Raw genomic sequence first — 21,826 nt, forward strand, 5'->3', positions numbered from 1 at the left:
TTCGCGTAGCGTGTTCAGAGGCTGCGGCGACCGCTGATGACTTGCAGCAGGATGACCACGACGGCGATCACGAGCAGGATGTGGACGAAGCCACCCAGCGTGGTCGAGGTGACGAGGCCGAGTACCCACAGGACAAGCAGTACGATTGCGATGGTATATAGCATGGAATCCTCCGTTGAGTGATTGGCCAGCTGCCTGCCCGGCGCGCGTCGAATGCCCGCGCCGGGGGCGCATTTCAGGCCCTGTGCCCTGTGCCGCCTGGATCCGGGATGGACTTGGGGCGTGAATCGAGAATGAGGCCTGGCTGTGCCCCGGTCGGTGCGCTGGGGCACACAGCGCCCGGAAGCTGACGCGTCGTTCAGTGCCATGCCGCTGCGAGCGGGGTGATGTGCGGGTTTCATCGCGGCCTCGAAACCCGTTTACGCGGACGCGCCTTCGTCCACCTCGTCGGTGCGGACGATGAAGTTTTTCAGGGTGTTGGGGCCGAAGGTGTTGCTGATGGCCACGTCGGTGGCGTCGCGGCCGCGGGCAATCAGCACGCGCCCGATGCGCGGCACGTTGTTGCGGGCATCGAAGGTGTACCAGCGGCCGTCGAGCCAGGCTTCGAACCAGCCGGCGAAGTCCATCGGCCCGTAGGGCGGAGGCGCGCCCATGTCGCCCAGATAGCCGGTGCAGTAGCGGGCCGGGATGTTCATGCAGCGGCAGAAGGTGATGGCCAGGTGGGCGAAGTCGCGGCACACGCCGACTTTCTCCTGCCAGACATCCCAGGCGGTCTTGGTCGGGCGGGCGTGGGCGTAGTCGAATTCGATGTGCCCATGCACGTAGTCGCAAATGGCCTGGACCCGCGCCCAGCCCGGCGGCGTGTGGTGAAACAGCTTCCATGCCACGTCGGACAGGCGATCCGTCTCGCAGTAGCGGCTGCCCAGCAGATACATCAGCGTGTCGTCGGGGAGTTCATTCACCGGCGTCTGCCGGGCTTGGGGGGCGATGATGTCCGGCTCGCCGCTGTCGCGCACAAGGGCGTCGTTGGACAGCGTGAACAGGCCTTTGGGGGCGACGAGCCGGGTGCTCCAGTTGCCGAAACTGTCGCGAAAGCCGGTGAGCGGCACGGGCGGGTCGGCGAGCAGATGATCCGGGACGATCATGTCGTCGATGCGCGAGAAGTGCACGCTCAGGTTCAGGATCATCGGGGTGGGCTGGGGGCAGTCGTAGGTCAGGCTGAAACCGATGCGGATTTTCATGGCGGGGAACCTCTGTCGCGGGGGGGATGGGATTGCATGTGGGGGAGCGCTTCGCGCAGGGATTCGACGATCCATTGGCGGAGCGCCGGACAGTCGCCTTCGGCGGTCACGTGTTTCTGGTTGATTTCCAGCTCGACGCCAATATAAACATCCGGCGTCAGGCAGCGCCGCAGCCAGGCGGTCAGCCCGTCGCCTTTGCCGGCGTAGGGGTAGTTGCGGCGCACCGTGAGCTGCGGCGCGGTGGCGGCGAGGGCGGCCTTCCAGTGTTGGCACAGGGCCACTTCGCCGGGGCGCCGCGGGTCGTAGAGGAGGCCGATGTCGGCCTTGCGCAGCCTGCCGTCCAGCTCCGGCGTGAAGCTGTGGGACGAGAGGTGGATGACGGCGCCGTTGTCGGCAATGGCCTGCCGGATCGCCTGTTCGGCGCGGCTCCGGTAGGGCTGGTAGAAGCGGGTCAGGATCTCCTGGCGCTGCGTTGCCGGCAGCCGGCGGACCCCTTCGGCGTGGAGCGTCGGGTTGTGGGTCGAGCGGTTCAGATCCACCAGCAGGCGGCTCACGGTGGCGGACACCAGCGGCGCGCCGAAGGCGTCGGCCAGGGTTTGGGCCATTTTCAGCGCGCCGGCGTCGAAGCCCCGGTGGGATTGCAGCACGGCGTCCTGCCCCTCAAAAAGCGGGCGATAGACAGCCGGAATGTGGTTGCCGCCATGCTCGCAGGTGATCACCAGCGCAGGGCGCGTCATGCGGCCGGCCTTAGCGGTGGGTGGGCCATGCTTTGGGCGTAGCTCAGCTTGTCAGCCGCGTAGCAGCCGCAGGCGGCGGCCTCCAGGCCGGCCCGGTCGCGGAGGGTGATGTTGCCGCGGGCATAGCGGATCAAGCCACGGCCCTGCAGCGTGGTGGCCGCCCGGGTGATGCCGACGCGGCGCACGCCCAGCACCTGGGCCAGGAATTCGTGTGTGACATGAAAACTGTCCGCGTGGGCGCGATCCTGGGTCATCAGGAGCCAGCGGGCCAGTCGCGCCTCCACCACGTGAAAACGGGTGCAGCCCGCCGTTTGCGCCAGCTGGGCCATCACCGCATGCACATAGCGTTTGAGCACATGCTGCAGCTCGGGGCTGGCCTCGAGTGCCTGGCGAAACAGGTCGGCTTCCATGCGCAGGGCGGCGCCCGGCACCTGCACCAGGGCGCGCTGGGGCGACACCGCCATGTCGAGGACCAGCGCGGTGCCGACGATGCCCTCGTTGCCCACCAGCCCCACTTCCAGGCTGGCCCGGTCATCCATCAGCGTCACCAGCACGATGGCGCTGTGAGTCGGAAAATACACATGGCGAATGGGCTCCCCCGGTTCGGCGAGAATCTCGCCGAACTTCAGATCCACCGCTTCGCACTTGTCGAGCAGCTGCAGGAGCTCGCACTGCGGCAGCGCGGCGAGCAGGTGATTGCAACTGGCAGCAGAGGGGGCAATCGACACGGGGCTCTCCTGATGGCGGGGGCTCCTGGCAAGGGGCTCTTCCAGGGGCGATTCCCCGCAGGGTGGCGCCGGGCTAAAGGCCTGTCGGGGCGCTAGCGCACAGAAGCCCGGATACGCACAGCGCAGCATTGCTGCCGAATGACAGTCAACGCTTGCGCGACACTCGACACGAGAGACGCGCGCGATTCCTCGGTGTGCCTCCCCATGTCTGCTGCTCACTGGTCCCTTTTCATCGGCGTGCTTCTGGTTACGATGGTGCTGGCGGGGACGCTGCTGGAGCGCCTGCCCCTCAGCAGCGCGATGATCTACCTGGGCCTGGGCTATGGCCTCGGGCCGGGAGGGCTGGGGCTGATCCAGCCCGACCCCGTGCTCCGTGCGGGCACGCTCGAGCTGATGGCCGAGCTGGCGCTGCTGATTTCGCTGTTCGCGGTCGGGCTCAAGCTCGGGGTGCCGATGCGTGACCGCCGCTGGCTGCTCCCGCTGGGGCTGGCCTTTCCGTCGATGGCGATCACCGTGGGGCTGATCGCGGCGGTCGGCGTGTGGGGGCTGAATCTGCCCCTCGGGGCCGCGGTGCTGCTGGGTGGCATTCTGGCGCCGACCGATCCGGTGCTGGCTTCGGGGGTTCAGGCGGAGCCGGGCACCCGGCCCGACCGGGTCCGCTTCAGCCTCGCCGGCGAAGGCGCGCTCAACGACGGTTCGGCCTTTCCCTTCGTGCTGCTCGGCCTCGGGCTCATGGGGCTGCACGATCTGGGCGAGGGCGGCTGGCACTGGTGGGTGATGGATCTGCTGTGGGCCACGGCCGGCGGCCTGGTGATCGGGGCGATCCTCGGCAAGCTGATCGGCCGGCTGGTGGTCTATCTGCGCACGCGGCACCACAGCGCGATGGGGCTCCACGAGTTTCTGTGTCTCGGGCTCATCGCGGTTTCCTACGGCACGGCACAGCTGTGCCAGGCATCGGGATTTCTTGCGGTGTTTGCGGCGGGGCTGGCCCTGCACCGGGTGCGGGAGCAGCCGCTGGTGGGCTCGGTGCCCCTCGGCAGGGCGCCCCGCGGGGATCCGTCGCGGGGCGAGGACGAGCGGGCAAGCCACTCGCACCACGCCAGCGCGGCGATGACCCGGGCCGTGGAGGGCTTCAACGAGCAACTCGAAAAACTGGCCGAACCGGCCATCGTGCTGATCATCGGGGCGATGCTGCCCTACACCATGCCGTCGCTGCTCAAATGGTGGTTCATCCCGCTGCTGTTCGTGGTTTTGCGTCCGCTGGCCGTGCTGGCCCTGACGCCCGGCCGGAAACTGCCCCGCCATCATTGGGTGATGATCGGCTGGTTCGGCATTCGCGGCATCGGCTCGGTGTTCTACCTGATGTATGCGCTGCACCATGGGGTTGAGGGCGCGCTGGCCAACGAACTCATCACGCTGACCCTGCTCACCGTGGCCGCATCCATTCTCGTCCACGGCATTTCGGTGCAGCCGCTCATGCGGTGGTACTCGCGGCGCCAGGCCGTGGCGACCGCCAGCCCGGCGCCGGGGGCGGATTTCAAACCCCCCAGGTAACCGGCACCGCGTCTTTCAGGGCGCGCTCCAGCATGTCGAGCAGCGGCACCGCCCGCTGGTGAAAACTCACGCCATCCCCGGCTCCGCTGGCGGCGGGCGTTTCGTCGTCGGGTGCTGCGGCATGACGGGCCGAGTCTTCGGCGATGGCCTGCTTCAGGCGGTCGATGGCCGCCGGAAGCTGGTCCACGGTGACGATGCCTTTGCCCTCGTCCCGGTCCTTGCCGAGCACATCGAGCATTTCCCGGGCGTTCTTCTCGAAGGTGATGATGTCGCCGCTGGCGGCGGATTTGAAGACGATCAGCATGATGGACTTCCTTTCTTGATAAGCGATTCATTGTGGATACGGGCATGGGCGGGGTCTGTACGACAGCGCACATACGGCGCGGCCAGATTCCGGCCGGGCTGTGTTCGGTGGCGCACTGACGGCGCGGGCGTCGAAGGCCACGATGGCCCTCGGCAGGCTTGTGGCAAAAGCTGTCCGCCGTCCGGATCTCCGTGACGGCAGACGCGCCGGACGCTTTTCGTCATGGCTGACATGACGCTCGAGGCGCCCCCGAATTACATGCCGGCGATTGCCGGGAGGAGATGTTCATGAACGATTTCAAAGGAATGGTCGGCAGCGCCGACGCACTGCTGACCGATGTTGCCCATTCCACGACGGAAGGCCTGGCCAGCGCCCGCACTGCGGTTGAAGACGCAATGGGCGATGCGCGGAGCCGTTTCCTCCAGGCCCGCAGCAACGTCACCGGGCAGGTTCGCCACACGGCAGACGTCACCGACCACTTTGTCCGGGAACACCCGTGGCAAGTGCTGGCTGGCGCGGCAGTGCTCGGCTTCCTGGCCGGCGTGCTGATCAACCGCCGCTGACCCGCAGGCCTGGCCGGCAATGTCGCCGGCCAGCCAAGCAACGCACTCAAGGAGATTCAAATGAACTGGGACATCGTTGAAGGTAACTGGAAGCAATTCAAAGGCACGGTCAAGGCTCAGTGGGGCAAGCTCACCGACGATCACCTGGACGTGATTGCCGGCAAGCGCGACACCCTGGCCGGCAAGATCCAGGAAGCCTATGGCGTCACCAAGGACGAGGCCGAGGAGCAGATCAAGCGCTTCGAGGAACTCAATAAAAATTGAACGCCGCGCCCCGTTTGGCCCCGCAGGTGCCGCACATGGCTGGCGGACCGGCGGGGCCGGCGTTTTGACGGAAGGATTCGAATCATGAGCAGCTTCATGCGCTTTACGCCGCCACTGGCGCCGGACGATGCGGGTCTGTCTGTCTTTGCCGTGCAGATGATCGAAAGCCTGAATGCCCGGGAAAGCCGGCGACAGGCCAACAAGTCGAAGGCCAGGCTCAAGGTCTGGGAGGGGGAGGATGCCCTCGCCACGGAGACGGTTCCGCCCCGTGCATGACCGCCGGCGACCCCGTACGCCATCACCACGACGTCGAATGTCCCCGTTGCCACAGTGCGGCTTACCGGGTGCCGCGGCGTTTCGTGGATGTGCTGTTGAGCGCTTTCGTGGCTCTGCGCCGTTACCGCTGTTCGGCGATGGGCTGCAGCTGGGAAGGCAATCTGCGTGCTTCCGTATTGCGCCGCAAGGCCATTGGCAGCTCCACGGCCCTGCACTGACGTTGCCATGATCAACCCGCCGGTAAGTGTTCTGCTGGTCGAGTCCGACGCGGTCGACGCCAAGCGGATCCGGGAGGTGTTGGCCGGCGTGGGGCGGCCGGTTTTTCACGTTGAATCGGTAGGCCTCTGCGCCGACGCGCTGCTGCGGCTGCAAAAGGGCGCCGTGGACGTGGTGCTGCTCGATCTGATGCTGCCGGACGCCCGCGGCTTCGAGGTGTTCGAGCAGATTCGCCAGGCGGCCCCGGACGCGCTGATCCTGGTGCTTTCCGCCGCCAGCGACGAGGCGACCGCCCGAGCCGCCGTGGGGCACGGTGCCGACGACTACCTCGTCATGGGCCACGTGGATGCCCACTGGCTGCCGCGGGCGCTGGATTACCTGCTGGGCCGCAAGGCGGCCCGGGATGCCCTGCGGCGCAGCGAAGCCCGCTTCCGGGCGATGAGCGACGCGTCGCCGCTGGGCATCTTCGTCTCCGACCGGGACGGGGCCTGCGTGTATACCAATCCCGCCTACCAAAAGATCGTCGGGCTGGATTTCGAGCACACCCTGGGCTCCGACTGGCAGCTTGCGGTGCACCCGGAAGATCGCCAGCGGGCGCTGGCCGAATGGTGGAATGCCGCGGTGGGGCCGACGCCTTACCAGTCGGAAGTGCGCTTTGTGCTGGCCGACGGACAGATCGTCTGGGTACGCCTGAATGCCGCCGCCATGACCGACGGCGCCGGCCCGCTGGGGCATGTGCTGACGGTTGAGGACATCACCGCGCGCAAGGCCGCCGATCGGGTGCTGCGCATGGCCGAAGAGGCCCTGTTCGCCGAAAAGGAGCGGGCCCAGGTAACCCTCAATTCCATCGGCGACGCGGTACTCACCACCGACACCGCGGGCAACGTCACCTACCTCAACCTGGTTGCGGAAACCATGACGGGCTGGCAACGGGACGAGGCCCTGGGCCGGCCCCTGGCGGAGGTTTTCCACATTGTCGACGGCGCCAGCCGCGAGACGGCGCCGAACCCGGCCCAGCTCGCCATGCGCGAGGACCGCATCGTCGGCCTGGCGTCGGACTGCGTGCTGCTGCGCCGGGACGGGATCGAAGCATCGATCGAGGATTCCGCCGCGCCCATCCATAACCGCGAAGGGCGCGTGACGGGCGCGGTGATCGTCTTTCACGACGTGAGCGAATCCCGGGCCATGGCCGCCAAGATGGCCCACCTGGCCCACCACGATTTTCTTACCGGGCTGCCCAACCGGGCCCTGCTCACCGAGCGGCTGTCCCAGGCCATCGGCCTCGCCCGGCGGCGCCGCAAGCAGGTGGCGCTGCTGTTTCTCGACCTGGACTACTTCAAGCACATCAACGATTCGCTGGGGCACGCCATCGGCGACCAGTTGCTGCAGGCGGTGGCCGAACGCCTCGTGGCCTGCGTGCGCAACACCGACACCGTGTGCCGCCAGGGGGGCGACGAGTTCGTGATCCTGCTGTCCGAAATCGAGCGGATCGACGACGCCGCCCGCGTCGCCGACAAGCTGCTGCTGGCCTTCGCCCATCCGCAGCACATCGGCGGGCACGAGCTGCATGTGACGCTCAGCATCGGCATCAGCGTTTATCCCGACGACGGCAGCAGCGCCGACGCGGTGCTGCAGAACGCCGACACGGCCATGTACTACGCCAAGGCCAACGGGCGGAACAATTACCAGTTCTTCCGCACCGACATGAACACCCGCGCGGTCCAGCGCCTGTTTGTCGAGAGCAGCCTGCGCCGCGCCCTCAAGCAGGGCGAGTTCCTGCTCCATTACCAGCCGCAGATCGATCTGGCCTCCGGCGTGATGACCGGCGCCGAGGCCTTGATCCGCTGGCAGGATCCGCAGCTCGGCATCGTTCTGCCGGCGCAATTCGTGCCCATTGCCGAGGAATCCGGCCTGATCGTGCCGATCGGCCGCTGGGTCTTGCGCGAGGCCTGCCGGCAAGTCCGCAGCTGGCAGGACGCGGGCATGGCGACGGTGCCGATTTCGGTCAACATTTCGGCGGCCGAATTCCGCCACAAGGATTTTATTTCCGGCGTCGCCGAGATCCTGGCGGAAACCGGCCTGGCGCCGCGCTTCATCGAACTGGAACTGACCGAGAGCATCCTGATGCACGACGCGACCTCGTCCGCCCAGGTGCTGGCCGCCCTCAAGAAGATGGGCATGAAGCTGGCCATCGACGACTTCGGCACCGGCTATTCGAGCCTCAGCTACCTCAAGCGCTTTCCCATCGACACCTTGAAGATCGACCAGTCCTTCGTGCGCGACGTGGCCACCGATCCGGACGACGCCACCATCGTCGGCGCGGTGATTGAAATGGGGCGCAACCTCAAGCAGCGGGTGATCGCCGAAGGCATCGAGACCCCGGCCCAGCTCGACTTCCTGCGCGCCCAGCATTGCGACGAAGGGCAGGGCTATCACCTCGGCCGCCCGCTGTCCGCCGAGGCTTTCGGGCAGTTGCTGGAGCCGGGCTGAGCAAAAGGAAGCTGTTTTTTCAAGCTACTGTTTCGTCGAGCAGCCCCTGGGTAGGTCGGGTTAGCGCAGCGTAACCCGACATCGAACTGACCCGGCAAAACATATAAATGGTATAGATTTCTATCTATTAAATCGCGACACCTCCCTATTTTTTGTATAGAAATACACTAAAATAAGAGGGTGAAAAAAAACTGCGAACTCCAGCTGCATGTCGATGGCCAGTGGCATGACGTAGGCAGTGTCACGCTGATCGGCCCCGAAGAGCAGGGCGGTCAAGCGGCCACCTACCTCGGCTACGATGGGTCTTGGGTCGGGATGTATAAGGGCGCGATCGATGCGCATGCACTCTCGAGCCAGCTCCCCGTAAGCTTCGCACCGGTGGAATTCGCGCATTGGCCCGTGATCCTCCTCGATCTGCTTCCTCAGGGGTTTGGTCGGGGAGAGCTGCTGCGCCGACTCGATCTCCCGGAAACGGCAGGGGCGCCCGCGGATTGGCCGCTGCTCCTGGCCGGCGCGGGTAACTCGATCGGTAACCTTCGGGTAAAGGAAGCCGCGACCTGGCTTCTGCACAATGCGGGGCCCCGCTATGGTTTCACCGATGCCGAAGTCGCGGCGCGAGACGATGAGTTTGCCGAGCATCTGGCCAGTCACGGGCTTTTTATCGCGGGCTCGTCGGGTGTGCAGGGCGAGTGGCCCAAGCTGCTCATGACTCGCGCAAAGGATGGCCTCCTTTACCTGGACCATACCGTTGCCGACGAAGATGCGATGGAGCACTTCATCGTCAAGTTTGGCCGGGGGGCCAACCCGGCGCTGGCTAAAATCCTGCGGCATGAAGCGATCTACATGGATATTGCCGGGCAATTGGGTTTGCGGGTCCATGCAAAGCTCACATTCAATGAGCGCGTGCTGTTCATCCCGCGCTTTGACCGCCAGATCGTGGAGCACGGGGTGATCAGGCTGGGGCAGGAGAGCGTTGCCGCGTTGACCAATACGCCTGGGTTCGGCGCCTCTATGACACACGAGCGGGTTGTTGAATGTCTGCTGCGCTATTGCACTGACGCGCAAGCCCAGGTGCTCGAATACATCAAACGGGATGTTGCCAATCTGGCCTTGAAAAACACCGATAACCACGCCAGAAATACCGCAATTCAGCGAAGCTTCGATGGTCGTGTAGAGCTCACGCCGCTTTTCGATTTTGCACCGATGTTCCTGCATCCCGACGGCATTGCAAGACGCACGCGATGGGCGTGCGAGAGAACCGACCCCAGCCGGCCGGACTGGACAACGGTGCTCGATACCGTGGAGGGCATTGCACGCGATTGCGCGCGCCCGCTGAACCGGGCGTGCCTGGTTGCCGGGCTGCAGGACATGGGGCCGCGCCTTGATCGGATCATCGAGGATGGCCTCGCAATGGGGCTCGAACCCGATGTGCATGCGGCATTGGCAAGGACGCTTGCCCGACTTGCGCGCGAGATGAAGGAAGTCCGCTGATGGACAAGCGCTACAACCCTATCCCGCTGCCAGAGCAGATCAAGCTGCGGCGCACCGTGGTTGAAACAGTGCTGGCGCACCCCGAGTGGTCCCTGCGTGAGTCGGTCGTCTTCATCAAACGGACGCTCCGGCTCACAAGCCCCGAGATGGCCAAGCTTGCCGGAGTCGGAACCAAGACGCTGCAGGACATCGAGCAGGGCCGCAGCGAGGGCACCGTGCAGACGATGAACAAGATACTGGGCATCCTGGGCCTTTGCGTGGGGGTCGTGCGAGCGGCCCCGAATCCGCAGCCTGCTCACCTTGCGCGCCCCCTTCGGCCCCAGGAGCCCTGAAGAAAGCAGGTAGTAGGTCGGGGTTAGCGCAGCGTAACCCGACATCGAATGCGAGGTGGAGGCGTCGGGTTACGCCCTGCGGGCTAACCCGACCTACGAAACTGAGCAAAAGACGCTACGAAAAGGGGCCGGAGTGGCGATGTGCCACCCCGGCCCCTTCTGTTCAGGCGCGGGTGTTCAGCGGCTGCTGACCCTGCCTGTTTCGTCGGACAGCACGATTTCCACCCGGCGATTCATCTGACGGCCGGTGGCGTCGGCGTTGCTGGCCACCGGAAAGGCTTCGCCGTAGCCACGGGCGATGAGGCGCTCGCTGGCAATGCCCATGTCCACCAGGGCGGCGAGCACCGCGTCGGCGCGTCGGCCCGACAGGGCGCGGTTGTGGCTGTCGCTGCCGGTGTTGTCGGTGAAGCCTTCGATGGCGGCCTTGCGCATGGGATAGGCCTTGAGGAAGGCGACCAGCTGTTCCAGGTTGCGGTTTCCGCCCGACCTGATCTCGGAGCGGTCGGTATCAAAGAGCACATCGCCGACGGTGATGACCATGCCGCGAGGCGTCTGTTTGGCGTTGAGGGCCTTCAGCTCGGCTTCCAGGGCGCGATTTCTGGCCTGGGCGTCGTCGCTGTCCTGACGCGCGCTGTCGGCGCTGCGGCGGGCCGTGTCGGCCTCGGTGGTGCGGGCGGCCAGACGTACCTTGTCGCGGCTGGCTTCGGCGTTGTCGACAGCTTTTTCGGCCGCTTTCTGGCGCCCGGTTTCCTGTGCGATGGCGACCCGCTGCTTGGCCAGATAGGCCAGGTGATCCACGTCGGCCGGCTTGTCGCCCCGTTCGGAGGCGGCATTGGCCTGCTTGAGGGCGTCATCCGCCAGCTTCATCTCGCTGCTGGCGAAATCGCGGGTCTGCGGGGTGTTCTGGGCAAGCTGGTAGTCGCTGCGGGCGTCGTCCAGCAGGGCATTCTTGGCGGGCAGCGAGCTACAGCCGGCGAGGGTTGCAAGTACGATGAGGCTCATCGCGAAGATCCGGTTCTGGGTCATGGTCATTCCTTGTGTTTGAGGGGGCGTGTCGGGGCGATCACTTGTTCTTGCGGTCGAGTTCTTCGCGCAGCACGCGAACGCCTTCGCGCAGTTCGCCGGCGGCCTTGCGGGCCGTGCCGGAGCGGGATTTGGCCTCGGCCAGCTGGGCGTCGACCTGAGCCTGCTCGGCCAGCTTGCGGGCCTCGTCGAAGTTTTCCTTGGTCATGGCGAGCTTGGCCTTGTCGAGTTTTTCGCGCGCCATCTGCAATTCGACGGGGGCCATTTCGCCAGCGCCCGCGCTGCCGGCCTGGCCGACCGCTGCGCTCGATACGGCCATCTGCTCGGTGGGGGCGGGGGTGCTCGCACAGCCGCTCAGCATGAGCAGAAGGAAGATCGCCGGCAGGATGGTGATGCCGGCGAGCAGTGCCTTCCTGCGGGCCTCCATCGTGTCGAGGTTGAGGGTGGCAAATGGCATGGGTGGGTTTTTCATCGTTTTTTCCTCGTGGCGTGCCTTGTGGAGGCCGGTGATGTCGTTCCCGGGGAGTCGGGGCGCCGGAATCCTCGGCGTATCGGATGCACGCCGCGTCAAAGCTCTGGATTCAGGGTGGACTGGCCGGGGGGTTCGGTCGGTGCGTTGGCGCACATGGGGGCCATGGCATGGCGAATCCGCCGGGGCCGGGCCTATGTGCGACAGCGCACCGACCCGCGGCAGTGCTCCCGTTAGGATGTGTTGGTGCTTTTGCCAGGGTCATTTTTTCCGGTGGGTTGCAGGTCCGCCGGAAGGCGACGCCGGCTCAAGCACCGGTCCATCGTCAGCCGTTGCATGGCGGTACTGCTTAAAGGTGTCCCATGGCGGCTTCTGCCCATCAATTGCAGCCTCTGGCTTTCGATTCCGGGTGCCGCGAGGTGCCGCCCCCCTGCGTGGTGGTCCCCCTGTGAGCGTCCTGCCGATGAGCTATCGCGAGTTCAAGGCCGGCTTGCTTGGCCGGCTGGGTGGAATGTGGCCGCGGCAAGCCGTCGCCACGGAGCCGCCGCTGCGCGCCGAGTTGTTCGGCGCCGACCAGATGGCCCAGCACGGCAAGGTGCTGGCCGACTCCCACTTCCTTGCCCAGGGCCGGGTGGTGCCCGACCGCCTGCTGGCCCGGCTGGACGACAACGAAACCACGCTGTTCGACACGTGCAAGCTGCTTACCAGCGCGGTGGCCGACAACCGGCGCATCGTTCCGGCCGGCGAGTGGCTGCTCGACAATTTCTATCTCATCGAAGAACAGATCCGCATGGCCCGCCGGCTGCTGCCCGAGGGCTACAGCCGCGAACTCCCGCGCCTGGACGGCGGCTCGGCAACGGCCGGCCGGCCGCGGGTCTACGACATTGCCCTCGAGGCGGTGGCCCACGGGGATGGCCGCGTGGATGCGGAAAATCTCGCCCGCTTCGTGGCGGCCTACCAGACCATCAGCCCCCTCAAGCTGGGGGAGCTGTGGGCCATTCCGATCATGCTGCGGCTGGCCGTGATCGAGAACCTCCGGCGGGTCAGCGCGGGGGTTGCGGCTGGCTGGATCGAGCGGGGGCTGGCCGATTCATGGGCCGACCGCATGAGCGCTGCCGTCGAAACCGATCCGGAAAGCCTGATCCTGGTAGTGGCCGACATGGTGCGCTCGGAGCCGCCGATGGGCGGTGCCTTTGTCGCCGAACTGGCGCGCCGCCTGCAGGGCCGGGGGCCGGCGCTGGCCTTGCCGCTAACCTGGGTCGAACAGCGTCTGGCCCAGTCGGGCCAGACCATTGCCGGCCTGGTGCAATCGGAAAACCAGCAACAGGCGGCCGACCAGCTTTCCATCAGCAACAGCATCGGCAGCCTGCGCGTGCTCGGGGCCATGGACTGGCGGGATTTCGTCGAGAGCCTGAGCCTGGTCGAGCAGACCCTGCTGGGAGACCCCGGCGATGTTTACGGCCGGATGGATTTTGCCACCCGCGACCGCTATCGCCATGCCGTCGAGGACATCGCGAAGAAGGGCCGCCTGACCGAGCGCGAGGTGGCCCGCCAGGCGGTGGACCTCGCCCGCGCGGCGACGGCCGGGGAGCGCGGGGCCCACGTCGGCTATTACCTCATCGACGCGGGGCTGCCGGAGCTGGAGCGGGAGGCCGAAGTGCGTGCCGGCTTTGCGGAGCGCCTGCGCCGGCTGGCCCGTCGCGTGCTCTTGCTGATTTACCTCGGCGGCATTGCCCTGATCACGGCGCTGGTTGGCGGCGTGCTGCTCCACGAGGCCCTGGGCGCCGGCTGGCCGGCCTGGGCGCTGCTGCCGCTGGCGGTGCTGGCGATTCCGGTGGCCAGCCAGCTCGGGGTGGCGCTGACCAACTGGCTGGCCACGCTGCTGGTTACGCCGCGGCCCTTGCCGCGGATGGATTTTTCCGAGGGCATTCCGCCGCAATCGCGCACCCTGGTGGTGGTGCCGACCATGCTGAGCAGCGCATCGGGGGTCGAAAGCCTGCTCGAAGCGCTGGAAGTGCGCTTCCTGGCAAACCGGGACGAGCACGTGCAGTTTGGCCTGCTTACCGATTTTCTCGACGCGGCCGAGGCGTCGCTGCCCGCTGATGAAGCGCTGGTGGAGCTGGCCAGTGCCGGCGTCGAGGCCCTCAACGCAACTTACGCCACGGCCGGCCGGGATATTTTTTTCCTGTTCCACCGCCCGCGCAGCTGGAACCCGCAGGAGCATTGCTGGATGGGCGCCGAGAGGAAGCGCGGCAAGCTGGCCGAGCTGAACGCGCTGCTTCTTGGCGGCTCGGGCGACGGTTTTGCCACCCTCGTTGGCGACACCGCGGCGCTCGCCGGCGTGAAATACGTGATCACGCTCGACACCGACACCGAGCTGCCGCGGGATGCGGCCCGGCAGTTCGTCGCCACCATGGCCCACCCGCTCAACCAGCCGGTGTACGACGAGCGGGCAGGGCGGGTCGTGGCCGGTTACGGCATCCTCCAGCCCCGCATCGGCATCAGCCTGCCGGGGGCCAGCCGCTCGCGCTACGCCCGCCTTTACGGCGGCGAGCCGGGCATCGACCCCTACACCCGCGCCGTGTCGGATGTGTACCAGGACGTGTTCGGCGAAGGCTCCTTCATCGGCAAGGGCATCTACGACGTGGACGCCTTCGAGCGGGCGCTGGGCGGCCGCTTTCCCGACAACCGGATTCTCAGCCACGACCTGCTCGAAGGCTGCTATGCCCGCGCCGGCCTGCTCAGTGACGGCCTGCTGTACGAAGATTTTCCGGCCCGCTACCGCGTCGATGTGAGCCGCCGCTACCGCTGGATTCGCGGTGACTGGCAACTGGCCGCGTGGCTGCTGCGCAAGGTGCCCTGCGCCTGCGCCAATGGCCCCGACGGCACGGGCGAGCATCGCCAGCGCAACCCCCTGTCGACCCTGTCCCAGTGGAAGCTCGCGGACAACCTGCGGCGCAGCCTTGTGCCGGGGGCGCTGGTGGTGGTGCTGGCGCTGGGCTGGGCGCTGCTGGTGCCGTCGTTGCGGTGGACCGCGCTTTTGATCGGCATCGTGGTGCTGCCGGCCGTGTGCGCCGCCGTGCTCGACATGCTGAGAAAGCCGGATGAAGTGCTGCTCGGCCAGCACCTGTCGGCGGTGCTGGATTCGGCCTCGCGCCGGGCCGCACAACTCGGCTTCGAATTCGCCTGCCTGCCCTACGAGGCGGCCTTCAGCCTGGATGCCATCGTCCGCACCCTGTGGCGGATGGGCGTGAGCCATCGCAGCCTGCTCGAATGGTGTCCGTCCAGCGAGGTCGAGCGGAAGCTCGGCGCACGCTCCCGGGACGGGCTCGTCGCCACCTTCATCCAGATGGGCTTTGGCCCGGCGCTGGCGGTGGGGTTGGGCCTCGGTCTGGCCGTGTGGGCGCCGTCCGCGCTGGCCGTGGCCGCGCCGGTGTTGCTGCTGTGGTTTGTTTCGCCGGCGCTGGCCTGGTGGATCAGCCGGCCGCTGGCTGCCCGCAAGGCGGCCCTGAGTGCCGAGCAGACGCTCTTCTTGCGCCGGGTCGCGCGGCGTACCTGGTCTTACTTCGACACCTTCGTCGGCCCTGCCGACAACTGGCTGCCGCCCGACAACTTTCAGGAATACCGCGTCGCCACGCTGGCCCATCGCACCTCGCCCACCAACATGGGCATGGCCCTGCTGGCCAATCTGGCGGCCTGGGATTTCGGCTACATCCTGGCCGGCCCGCTGATGGAGCGAACCGCCAACACCTTGCGCACCATGGACGGGCTGCCCCGCTACCGGGGCCACTTTTACAACTGGTACGACACCCGGACCCTGCAGCCCTTGCCGCCGCTTTACGTTTCAACGGTGGACAGCGGCAACCTGGCCGGCCATCTGCTGACCCTGCGTGCCGGCCTGCTGGCCCTGGCCGACGAGCCCGTCGCCTCCACGCGGGTATTCGAAGGTCTTGGCGATACCCTGGGCGTGCTCGCCGAGGCGCTCGAGCTTGCGGCGGACACCTCCGCCGGTACGCGCCTGTCGGCCTGCCGCAATGCGCTGGAGGCGACCCGCCTGGCGCCGCCGGCAACCCTGCCGGCACTGCATGCGAGGCTTGCCGCGCTGAGCGCGTGTGCCACCGATCTGCTGGCGGGGATCGAGGCCGGGCCGAAAGCCGCCGACGAAACCGGGCGCGAGGTTCTGCGCTGGGCGCAGGCGCTGCTCCAGCAGCTTCGCGGGGCACAGGACGAGCTTGAATACCTGGCGCCGTGGCTGCTGCTTATTGATCCGCCCCGCGGCGTGGGCGGCGTGCCGGACCAGGTGGCCGCCGAGGCCGGGCTGCCGACCCTGCGCAGCCTGGCAACCCAGGGTGGCCCGCTCTGTGCCTTGATCCGGAGCCGCCTCGACGAAGAAACCACCCCGGCCCAGCGCGCCTGGCTCGAGGATTTCATGCACCGCATGGCCGAAGGCGCTGCCCGCGCCCGCGACCGCCTCGCCGCCATCGAAGGGCTGGCCCGGCAGGCTGGCGCGCTGGCGATCATGGATTACGATTTTCTGTTCGATGCATCAAGGCATCTGCTCTCCATCGGCTACAACGTGCAGGAGCGGCGCATGGACGCCAGCTGCTACGACCTGCTGGCCTCGGAGGCGCGGCTGGCGAGCTTTGTCGGCATCGCCCAGGGCGCCTTGCCCAAGGAAAGCTGGTTCGCCCTCGGCCGCCTGCTTACCCGGGCCGGCGGCGAGCCGGTGCTGCTGTCGTGGAGCGGGTCGATGTTCGAGTACCTGATGCCGCAGCTGGTGATGCCCACCTACGAGCGCACCCTGCTCGACCAGACCGGCAAGGCCGCGGTGGCCCGCCAGATCGAATACGGCCGCCAGCGCGGCGTGCCGTGGGGCATGTCCGAATCGGCCTACAACACCGTCGATGCCCAGCTCAACTACCAGTACCGCGCCTTCGGGGTGCCGGGCCTGGGCCTCAAGCGCGGGCTGGCCGAGGATCTGGTGGTGGCGCCCTACGCGTCGGTGATGGCGCTGATGGTCGCCCCGGCGGCGGCCTGCGCCAATCTGCAGCGCCTGGCCGCCGAGGGCTTTGTCGACAAGTTCGGCTTTTTCGAAGCCATCGACTACACCCCGAGCCGTCAGCGCCGGGGGCAGGAGCGGGTCATCGTGCGGGCCTTCATGGCCCACCACCAGGGCATGAGCCTGCTGGCCCTGGCCTGGCTGGTGCTGGACCGCCCGATGCAGCGCCGCTTCGAATCCGAGCGCCTGTTCCAGGCCGTCATGCCGCTGCTCCAGGAGCGCATTCCACGCGCTTCGGGGCTGTTCTCCCATGCGGCCGAACTCTCGGAGCTACATTCCCGGGTCACGCCGCTCGAAACCCCGCTGCGCGTGTTCGACACCCCCGACACGCCCACCCCCGAAGTCCAGCTGCTCTCCAACGGCCGCTACCACGTGATGGTGACCAACGCCGGCGGCGGCTACAGCCGCTGGCGCGATCTGGCCGTGACCCGCTGGCAGGAGGACGCCACCTGCGACAACCAGGGCGCCTTCTGCTACATCCGCGACGTGGACAGCGGGGCTTTCTGGAGCACCGCCCACCAGCCCACGCGCCGCCGGCCCACGGCTTACGAGGCGATCCTCTCCGAAGGGCGGGCCGAGTTTCGCCGTCGCGACGCCATCGAAGGCGGTGGCGACATCGAAACCTATACCGAGATCGTCGTGTCGCCCGAGGACGACATCGAACTGCGCCGCGTCCGCCTGACCAACCGCTCGCCGCAGCGCCGGCAGATCGAAGTCACCAGCTACGCCGAAGTGGTGATTGCGCCGCCGGCCGCCGACGCGCTGCACCCGGCCTTCAGCAAGTTGTTCGTGACCACCGAGATCCTGCCCCGGCAGCAGGCCATCCTGTGCATGCGCCGGCCGCGCACCCCGGAGGAGCCGACACCGTGGATGCTGCACCTGATGACCGTGCACGGCGTGGACGTTGGCGCCGTGTCCTGGGAGACGGATCGCGCCGCCTTCATCGGCCGCACGCGCAGCACCGCCGCACCCCGGGCGATGGACGTGGGCGTCGAGCTGTCCGGCCGCGACGGCCCGGTGCTCGACCCCATCGTTGCAATCCGCCAGCGCTTCTTCCTCGAACCGGAACAGTCGGTTACCGTCGATATCGTCACCGGCATGGCCGACAACCGCGAGCTGGCCGTGTGCCTGGTGGGCAAGTACCGCGACCGTCATCTCTCCGACCGGGTGTTCGATCTGGCCTGGACCCACTGCCAGGTGGAGCTGCAGCAGATCAACGCCGTGGAAGCGGATGCCCAGCTCTACGCCCGGCTTGCCGGTGCCGTGCTGTACGCCAGCCCGGCCCTGCGCGTCGACGCCGCGCTCCTGATCCGCAACCGCCGCGGCCAATCGGGCCTGTGGGGCTACAGCATTTCCGGCGACCTGCCGATCGTGCTCCTGCAGATCGGCGATGCGACCAACATCGAACTCGTGCGCCAGCTCGTGCAGGCCCACGCCTACTGGCGCCTGAAGGGGCTGGCGGTGGATCTGGTGATCTGGAACGAGGATCACGCCGGCTACCGGCAGCGCCTGCAGGAACAGATCATCGATCTGGTCGCCTCGGGCAGCAGCGCCAGCCTGAGCGAGCAGCCGGGCGGCATCTTCCTGCGTCCGGTGGAACAGATTTCCGCCGAGGACAGGCTGCTGTTCCAGGCCGTCGCCCGCGCCGTGATTACCGACGGCCGCGGCACGCTCATGGAACAACTCGACCAGCGGGTGCGGGCCGAGCCACGCATGCCGTTGCTGGTGCCGGGCCGGTTCCGCTCCAGCCGCTGGCCGGAGGCGCCGTCGGCGGTGGTGGAGGATGAGCGGATCCTCTCCAACGGGCTGGGCGGCTTCAGCCCCGACGGGCGGGAGTATGTCATCACCCTCGCGCCCGGCCGCCACACGCCGGCGCCCTGGTCCAATGTGCTGTCCAACCCCCACTTCGGCACGCTGATTTCGGAAAGCGGCAGCGCCTACACCTGGGCCGAAAACGCCCACGAATTCCGCCTCTCGCCGTGGCACAACGACCCGCTCGGCGACCCGGGCGGCGAGGCCCTCTACCTGCGCGACGAGGAGACCGGCCAGGTCTGGTCGCCCACGCCGCTGCCGGCCGCTGCCGCCGAAGCGGCCTGGGTCATCCGGCATGGCTTTGGCTACAGCATCTTCGAAACGCGGGTGGACGGCATTCATTCGGAGCTCACGGTGTTCGTGGCGCTGGATGCGGCGGTCAAGTTTTCGGTGCTCAAGCTGCGCAACGATTCCGGCCGCGCGCGGCGCCTGTCGGCCACCGCCTACGTGGAATGGGTGCTCGGCGATCTGCGCAACAAATCGGCCATGCACGTGACCACCGAGATCGATCCGGCGAGCGGCGCGCTGTTCGCCCGCAACGCCTACAGCATCGAATTTTCGGGGTGCGTGGCCTTTCTCGATACCGACGAGGCCTCGCACAGCGTCACCGGCGACCGTACCGAATTCATCGGTCGCAACGGTTCCCTCTCAAACCCGGCGGCGCTGCAGCGCGAGCGCCTGTCCGGGCGGGTCGGCGGCGGGCTGGACCCGTGCGCCGCCATCCAGGCCAGCTTCGAGCTGGACGCCGGCCACACGCGGGAGATCGTCTTCCGCCTGGGTGTCGGGCATGGCAACGAGGACGCCAGCCGGCTGGCGGAGCGTTTCCGCGGCACGGCCACGGCCCACCAGGCCTTCGATGGCGTGCGCGCCTACTGGCGCCACACCCTTGGCGCCGTGCAGGTCCAGACCCCCGACCCGTCGGTGGACGTGATGGTCAATGGCTGGCTGATCTACCAGACCCTGGCCTGCCGGCTGTGGGCGCGGGGCGGCTACTACCAATCCGGCGGCGCCTTCGGTTTTCGCGACCAGCTGCAGGACGTGATGGCCCTGGTGCATGCCGAGCCGGCGCGGGTGCGCGCCCACCTGCTGCTCGCGGCGAGCCGCCAGTTCGTGGAGGGCGACGTGCAGCACTGGTGGCATCCGCCATCGGGCCGGGGCGTGCGCACCCGTTGCTCGGACGACTACCTGTGGCTGCCGCTGGCGGTGTGCCGCTACGTGAGCGTCACCGGCGACAGCGCCGTGCTGGACGAGTCCGCGGGCTTTCTCGACGGCCGCGCAGTGAGCCTCGGCGACGATTCCTACTACGATCTGCCCGGCGTATCGGGCGAGGCTGCGGATATCTACCAGCACTGCGTGCGGGCCATCCGCCACGGCCTCAGCTTCGGCGTGCATGGCCTGCCGCTGATGGGCTCCGGCGACTGGAACGACGGCATGAACCGGGTCGGCATCGAGGGAAAGGGCGAGAGCGTGTGGCTGGGCTTCTTCCTGTATGCGGTGCTCGACCAGTTTGCCGGGCTGGCCGAGGCCCGCGGCGACGCCGTGTTTGCCACACTGTGCCGGGACGAGCGCACCCGCCTCGGCGGCAAGCTCGAAACCCACGGCTGGGACGGGGACGAAGGCAGCGGGCAGGGCGCCTGGTATCGCCGCGCCTACTTCGACGACGGCACGCCGCTGGGTTCCAGCGAAAACCCGGAATGCCGGATCGACTCGGTGTCGCAAAGCTGGGCGGTGCTCTCTGGGGCCGCCGACGCCAAGCGGGCGCGCATGGCGATGCAGGCCGTGGACACCCACCTGGTGCGCCGGGCCGACGGGCTGATCCAGCTTCTCGACCCGCCCTTCGATACGTCAAGCCTGTCCCCCGGCTACATCCGCGGCTACGTGCCGGGGGTGCGCGAGAACGGCGGGCAATACACCCACGCGGCGGTGTGGGCCGCAATGGCCTTTGCCGAGCTGGGCGCGCCGGCGCGGGCGTGGGAACTGCTGTCGATGATCAACCCGGTGAATCACGCCCGCTCGGCCGAAGAGGCCGCACGCTACAAGCTGGAGCCCTATGTCGTCGCGGCTGACGTGTACGCCCGCCAGCCCCATGTCGGGCGTGGCGGCTGGAGCTGGCACACCGGTGCCGCAGGCTGGATGTACCGCCTCACCGTCGAATCGCTGCTGGGCCTGCACCGGGAAGGCGCCGTGCTGCGCCTCACCCCGCGCCTGCCGGCCGACTGGTCGGGCTGCTCGATCCAGTACCGCTACGGCGAGACGCTGTTCCACATCGAGGTTTCCCGCGCCGCGGCGGGCGAGGTGACGAGCCTGAGCCTGGATGGCATGGCCCGGAGCGATGGATTGATCCCGCTGGCGGACGACGGCCAAAGCCATCGGGTGGTCCTGAGGCTGGAGGCATGACGCCGCGGCATCGGGGCTGAGCGGATGATCTTGCGCCGGTGGATGTGTGTCGGACATCCGTCCAGCCCACCGGCGCGAGGCCATTCACTGGGGGGAGTGCGCATATAATGCGCACAGGAGGTCTCCCATGAAGATCAACAGCAACACCACACACGCGGCGAAGCGGCCGTACAACCTGACCTTGAACGAGCGGACGGTCGTCAAGGCTCGCCAGTACACGGACAATCTGTCGGCGACCGTGGATAGCCTTCTTGCCGAGTTCATCGCAGGAAAAATTCGTGAGGCTGAGGAGCTGCAGCGTGAGCGGGACACACTCTGCGACGTCTGGAACCGATACAGGGAAGCTCATGAATCCTTTGCGGATGAACACAACCGCTTATGAGTACCCCCAGGGCTGGGCTACGCCCCGCCCGCCCCCCGTGGGGGACAAGAAAAACTTGGGGCGGCCCTGCGCTTTCTTGAGAGCCAGTTTGATGTTCATCGCAACCTTGGTCGGACTCGCGATCACATCCCGTTTGTCGTGATCGTCCAGTCGGCGAGCTTCGACCGGCACCTGAGGCGGATTGTCGTGCCGCTCCCTCTGGCGGGCTCGCTGCCCGTCTCGAAGGTCAATCCGGTTTTCGCAATCGAAGGGATCAAAGTGATCCTCGACACTCTGGATATCGTGTCGGTGGACTGCAAGACACTTGGCCCCAAAGTCGGATCACTTGCGGACGAAGGGGACGTCATCACCGCTGCGCTGGATGAGGTTTTCTCACGGGCGTGGGGTTGAGGCTGGATTCAAGCAGTCCAAAACCCTGAATCTGCCCATTGATTTCATTCGTCTCCCGCAGGGGCCGCGGCAGACTGTTGGGGCGACTTCAGTCGCCC

At 67.2% G+C, this 21,826-nt stretch carries 18 protein-coding genes; 11 read left to right on the forward strand and 7 right to left on the reverse strand.

The genetic code is table 11. The features are described from left to right. Window positions 1–14: 14 nt before the first annotated feature. The 4 genes from Q1W26_RS13815 to Q1W26_RS13830 all read right to left on the reverse strand — a co-directional run bounded on the left by Q1W26_RS13815 (window position 15) and on the right by Q1W26_RS13830 (window position 2,706). Window positions 15–164, reverse strand: a complete 150-nt coding sequence (locus tag Q1W26_RS13815; RefSeq protein WP_300441229.1) for a lmo0937 family membrane protein — start codon at window positions 162–164, stop codon at window positions 15–17. A 255-nt stretch (window positions 165–419) separates the two neighbouring features. Beyond that, the gene (locus Q1W26_RS13820) at window positions 420–1,241 is read right to left on the reverse strand and encodes a transglutaminase family protein (protein WP_300441232.1); all 822 of its coding nucleotides are present in this window, start codon (window positions 1,239–1,241) and stop codon (window positions 420–422) included. Beyond that, on the reverse strand, window positions 1,238–1,978 hold the full coding sequence (locus Q1W26_RS13825; protein WP_300441235.1) for an N-formylglutamate amidohydrolase: 741 nt from the start codon (window positions 1,976–1,978) through the stop codon (window positions 1,238–1,240). The genes Q1W26_RS13820 and Q1W26_RS13825 overlap by 4 nt, the downstream gene beginning before the upstream one ends. Then, entirely contained in the window at window positions 1,975–2,706 is a 732-nt protein-coding gene (locus Q1W26_RS13830) for a Crp/Fnr family transcriptional regulator (protein WP_300441238.1), read from the reverse strand. The genes Q1W26_RS13825 and Q1W26_RS13830 overlap by 4 nt, the downstream gene beginning before the upstream one ends. Window positions 2,707–2,910: 204 nt before the next feature. Here Q1W26_RS13830 and Q1W26_RS13835 point away from each other — a divergent pair, with 204 nt between their 5' ends. Then, window positions 2,911–4,260, forward strand: coding sequence for a sodium:proton antiporter (locus tag Q1W26_RS13835; RefSeq protein ID WP_300441240.1), 1,350 nt, complete (start codon window positions 2,911–2,913; stop codon window positions 4,258–4,260). On the opposite strand, the gene Q1W26_RS13840 is transcribed toward Q1W26_RS13835, so the two are convergent. Continuing rightward, window positions 4,244–4,564 carry a DUF1840 domain-containing protein gene (locus Q1W26_RS13840; protein ID WP_300441243.1) on the reverse strand — a complete coding sequence of 107 codons (321 nt, stop codon included), beginning with the start codon at window positions 4,562–4,564 and terminating at the stop codon, window positions 4,244–4,246. The genes Q1W26_RS13835 and Q1W26_RS13840 overlap by 17 nt on opposite strands. A gap of 287 nt (window positions 4,565–4,851) precedes the next feature. Here Q1W26_RS13840 and Q1W26_RS13845 point away from each other — a divergent pair, with 287 nt between their 5' ends. From Q1W26_RS13845 to Q1W26_RS13875, 7 genes are all read left to right on the forward strand, one after another. Beyond that, window positions 4,852–5,127 carry a hypothetical protein gene (locus Q1W26_RS13845; RefSeq protein ID WP_300441245.1) on the forward strand — a complete coding sequence of 92 codons (276 nt, stop codon included), beginning with the start codon at window positions 4,852–4,854 and terminating at the stop codon, window positions 5,125–5,127. Between the two features lie 60 nt (window positions 5,128–5,187). After that, complete coding sequence (locus tag Q1W26_RS13850) at window positions 5,188–5,391, forward strand: CsbD family protein (RefSeq protein ID WP_300441248.1); 204 nt, start codon at window positions 5,188–5,190, stop codon at window positions 5,389–5,391. 84 nt (window positions 5,392–5,475) lie between these two features. Further along, window positions 5,476–5,667 (forward strand): hypothetical protein, encoded by a 192-nt coding sequence (locus Q1W26_RS13855; protein WP_300441250.1) that lies wholly within the window; start codon window positions 5,476–5,478, stop codon window positions 5,665–5,667. Beyond that, on the forward strand, window positions 5,664–5,885 hold the full coding sequence (locus Q1W26_RS13860) for a hypothetical protein (protein WP_300441253.1): 222 nt from the start codon (window positions 5,664–5,666) through the stop codon (window positions 5,883–5,885). The genes Q1W26_RS13855 and Q1W26_RS13860 overlap by 4 nt, the downstream gene beginning before the upstream one ends. A 7-nt stretch (window positions 5,886–5,892) precedes the next feature. Beyond that, entirely contained in the window at window positions 5,893–8,373 is a 2,481-nt protein-coding gene (locus Q1W26_RS13865; RefSeq protein WP_300441256.1) for an EAL domain-containing protein, read from the forward strand. Window positions 8,374–8,553: 180 nt separating this feature from the next. Continuing rightward, window positions 8,554–9,864, forward strand: coding sequence for a HipA domain-containing protein (locus Q1W26_RS13870; protein WP_300441258.1), 1,311 nt, complete (start codon window positions 8,554–8,556; stop codon window positions 9,862–9,864). Beyond that, the gene (locus Q1W26_RS13875; protein ID WP_300441261.1) at window positions 9,864–10,196 is read left to right on the forward strand and encodes a hypothetical protein; all 333 of its coding nucleotides are present in this window, start codon (window positions 9,864–9,866) and stop codon (window positions 10,194–10,196) included. The genes Q1W26_RS13870 and Q1W26_RS13875 overlap by 1 nt, the downstream gene beginning before the upstream one ends. 177 nt (window positions 10,197–10,373) lie before the next feature. Here Q1W26_RS13875 and Q1W26_RS13880 read toward each other — a convergent pair whose 3' ends face one another. Together Q1W26_RS13880 and Q1W26_RS13885 are read right to left on the reverse strand one after the other, a co-directional pair. Further along, window positions 10,374–11,222: an OmpA family protein gene (locus tag Q1W26_RS13880; RefSeq protein WP_300441263.1), complete on the reverse strand. Its 849-nt coding sequence runs from the start codon at window positions 11,220–11,222 to the stop codon at window positions 10,374–10,376. Window positions 11,223–11,259: 37 nt separating this feature from the next. Further along, on the reverse strand, window positions 11,260–11,691 hold the full coding sequence (locus Q1W26_RS13885) for a DUF4398 domain-containing protein (RefSeq protein ID WP_300441266.1): 432 nt from the start codon (window positions 11,689–11,691) through the stop codon (window positions 11,260–11,262). Window positions 11,692–12,136: 445 nt separating this feature from the next. Here Q1W26_RS13885 and Q1W26_RS13890 point away from each other — a divergent pair, with 445 nt between their 5' ends. From Q1W26_RS13890 to Q1W26_RS13900, 3 genes are all read left to right on the forward strand, one after another. Then, the gene (locus Q1W26_RS13890; RefSeq protein WP_300441269.1) at window positions 12,137–20,956 is read left to right on the forward strand and encodes a glucoamylase family protein; all 8,820 of its coding nucleotides are present in this window, start codon (window positions 12,137–12,139) and stop codon (window positions 20,954–20,956) included. A gap of 127 nt (window positions 20,957–21,083) precedes the next feature. Then, entirely contained in the window at window positions 21,084–21,338 is a 255-nt protein-coding gene (locus Q1W26_RS13895; protein ID WP_300441272.1) for a type II toxin-antitoxin system CcdA family antitoxin, read from the forward strand. A 66-nt stretch (window positions 21,339–21,404) separates the two neighbouring features. After that, window positions 21,405–21,728 carry a CcdB family protein gene (locus tag Q1W26_RS13900; protein WP_300441275.1) on the forward strand — a complete coding sequence of 108 codons (324 nt, stop codon included), beginning with the start codon at window positions 21,405–21,407 and terminating at the stop codon, window positions 21,726–21,728. Window positions 21,729–21,826 lie beyond the last annotated feature (98 nt).

The sequence above is a fragment of the Zoogloea sp. genome, assembly GCF_030157465.1.
Lineage (GTDB): Bacteria > Pseudomonadota > Gammaproteobacteria > Burkholderiales > Rhodocyclaceae > Zoogloea.

Coding starts and splice junctions, on each gene's coding strand:
- Q1W26_RS13815 (WP_300441229.1), bottom strand. CDS start 164: ATGCTATATACCATCGCAATCGTACTGCTTGTCCTGTGGGTACTCGGC.
- Q1W26_RS13820 (WP_300441232.1), bottom strand. CDS start 1,241: ATGAAAATCCGCATCGGTTTCAGCCTGACCTACGACTGCCCCCAGCCC.
- Q1W26_RS13825 (WP_300441235.1), bottom strand. CDS start 1,978: ATGACGCGCCCTGCGCTGGTGATCACCTGCGAGCATGGCGGCAACCAC.
- Q1W26_RS13835 (WP_300441240.1), top strand. CDS start 2,911: ATGTCTGCTGCTCACTGGTCCCTTTTCATCGGCGTGCTTCTGGTTACG.
- Q1W26_RS13840 (WP_300441243.1), bottom strand. CDS start 4,564: ATGCTGATCGTCTTCAAATCCGCCGCCAGCGGCGACATCATCACCTTC.
- Q1W26_RS13845 (WP_300441245.1), top strand. CDS start 4,852: ATGAACGATTTCAAAGGAATGGTCGGCAGCGCCGACGCACTGCTGACC.
- Q1W26_RS13850 (WP_300441248.1), top strand. CDS start 5,188: ATGAACTGGGACATCGTTGAAGGTAACTGGAAGCAATTCAAAGGCACG.
- Q1W26_RS13855 (WP_300441250.1), top strand. CDS start 5,476: ATGAGCAGCTTCATGCGCTTTACGCCGCCACTGGCGCCGGACGATGCG.
- Q1W26_RS13860 (WP_300441253.1), top strand. CDS start 5,664: ATGACCGCCGGCGACCCCGTACGCCATCACCACGACGTCGAATGTCCC.
- Q1W26_RS13865 (WP_300441256.1), top strand. CDS start 5,893: ATGATCAACCCGCCGGTAAGTGTTCTGCTGGTCGAGTCCGACGCGGTC.
- Q1W26_RS13875 (WP_300441261.1), top strand. CDS start 9,864: ATGGACAAGCGCTACAACCCTATCCCGCTGCCAGAGCAGATCAAGCTG.
- Q1W26_RS13880 (WP_300441263.1), bottom strand. CDS start 11,222: ATGACCCAGAACCGGATCTTCGCGATGAGCCTCATCGTACTTGCAACC.
- Q1W26_RS13885 (WP_300441266.1), bottom strand. CDS start 11,691: ATGAAAAACCCACCCATGCCATTTGCCACCCTCAACCTCGACACGATG.
- Q1W26_RS13895 (WP_300441272.1), top strand. CDS start 21,084: ATGAAGATCAACAGCAACACCACACACGCGGCGAAGCGGCCGTACAAC.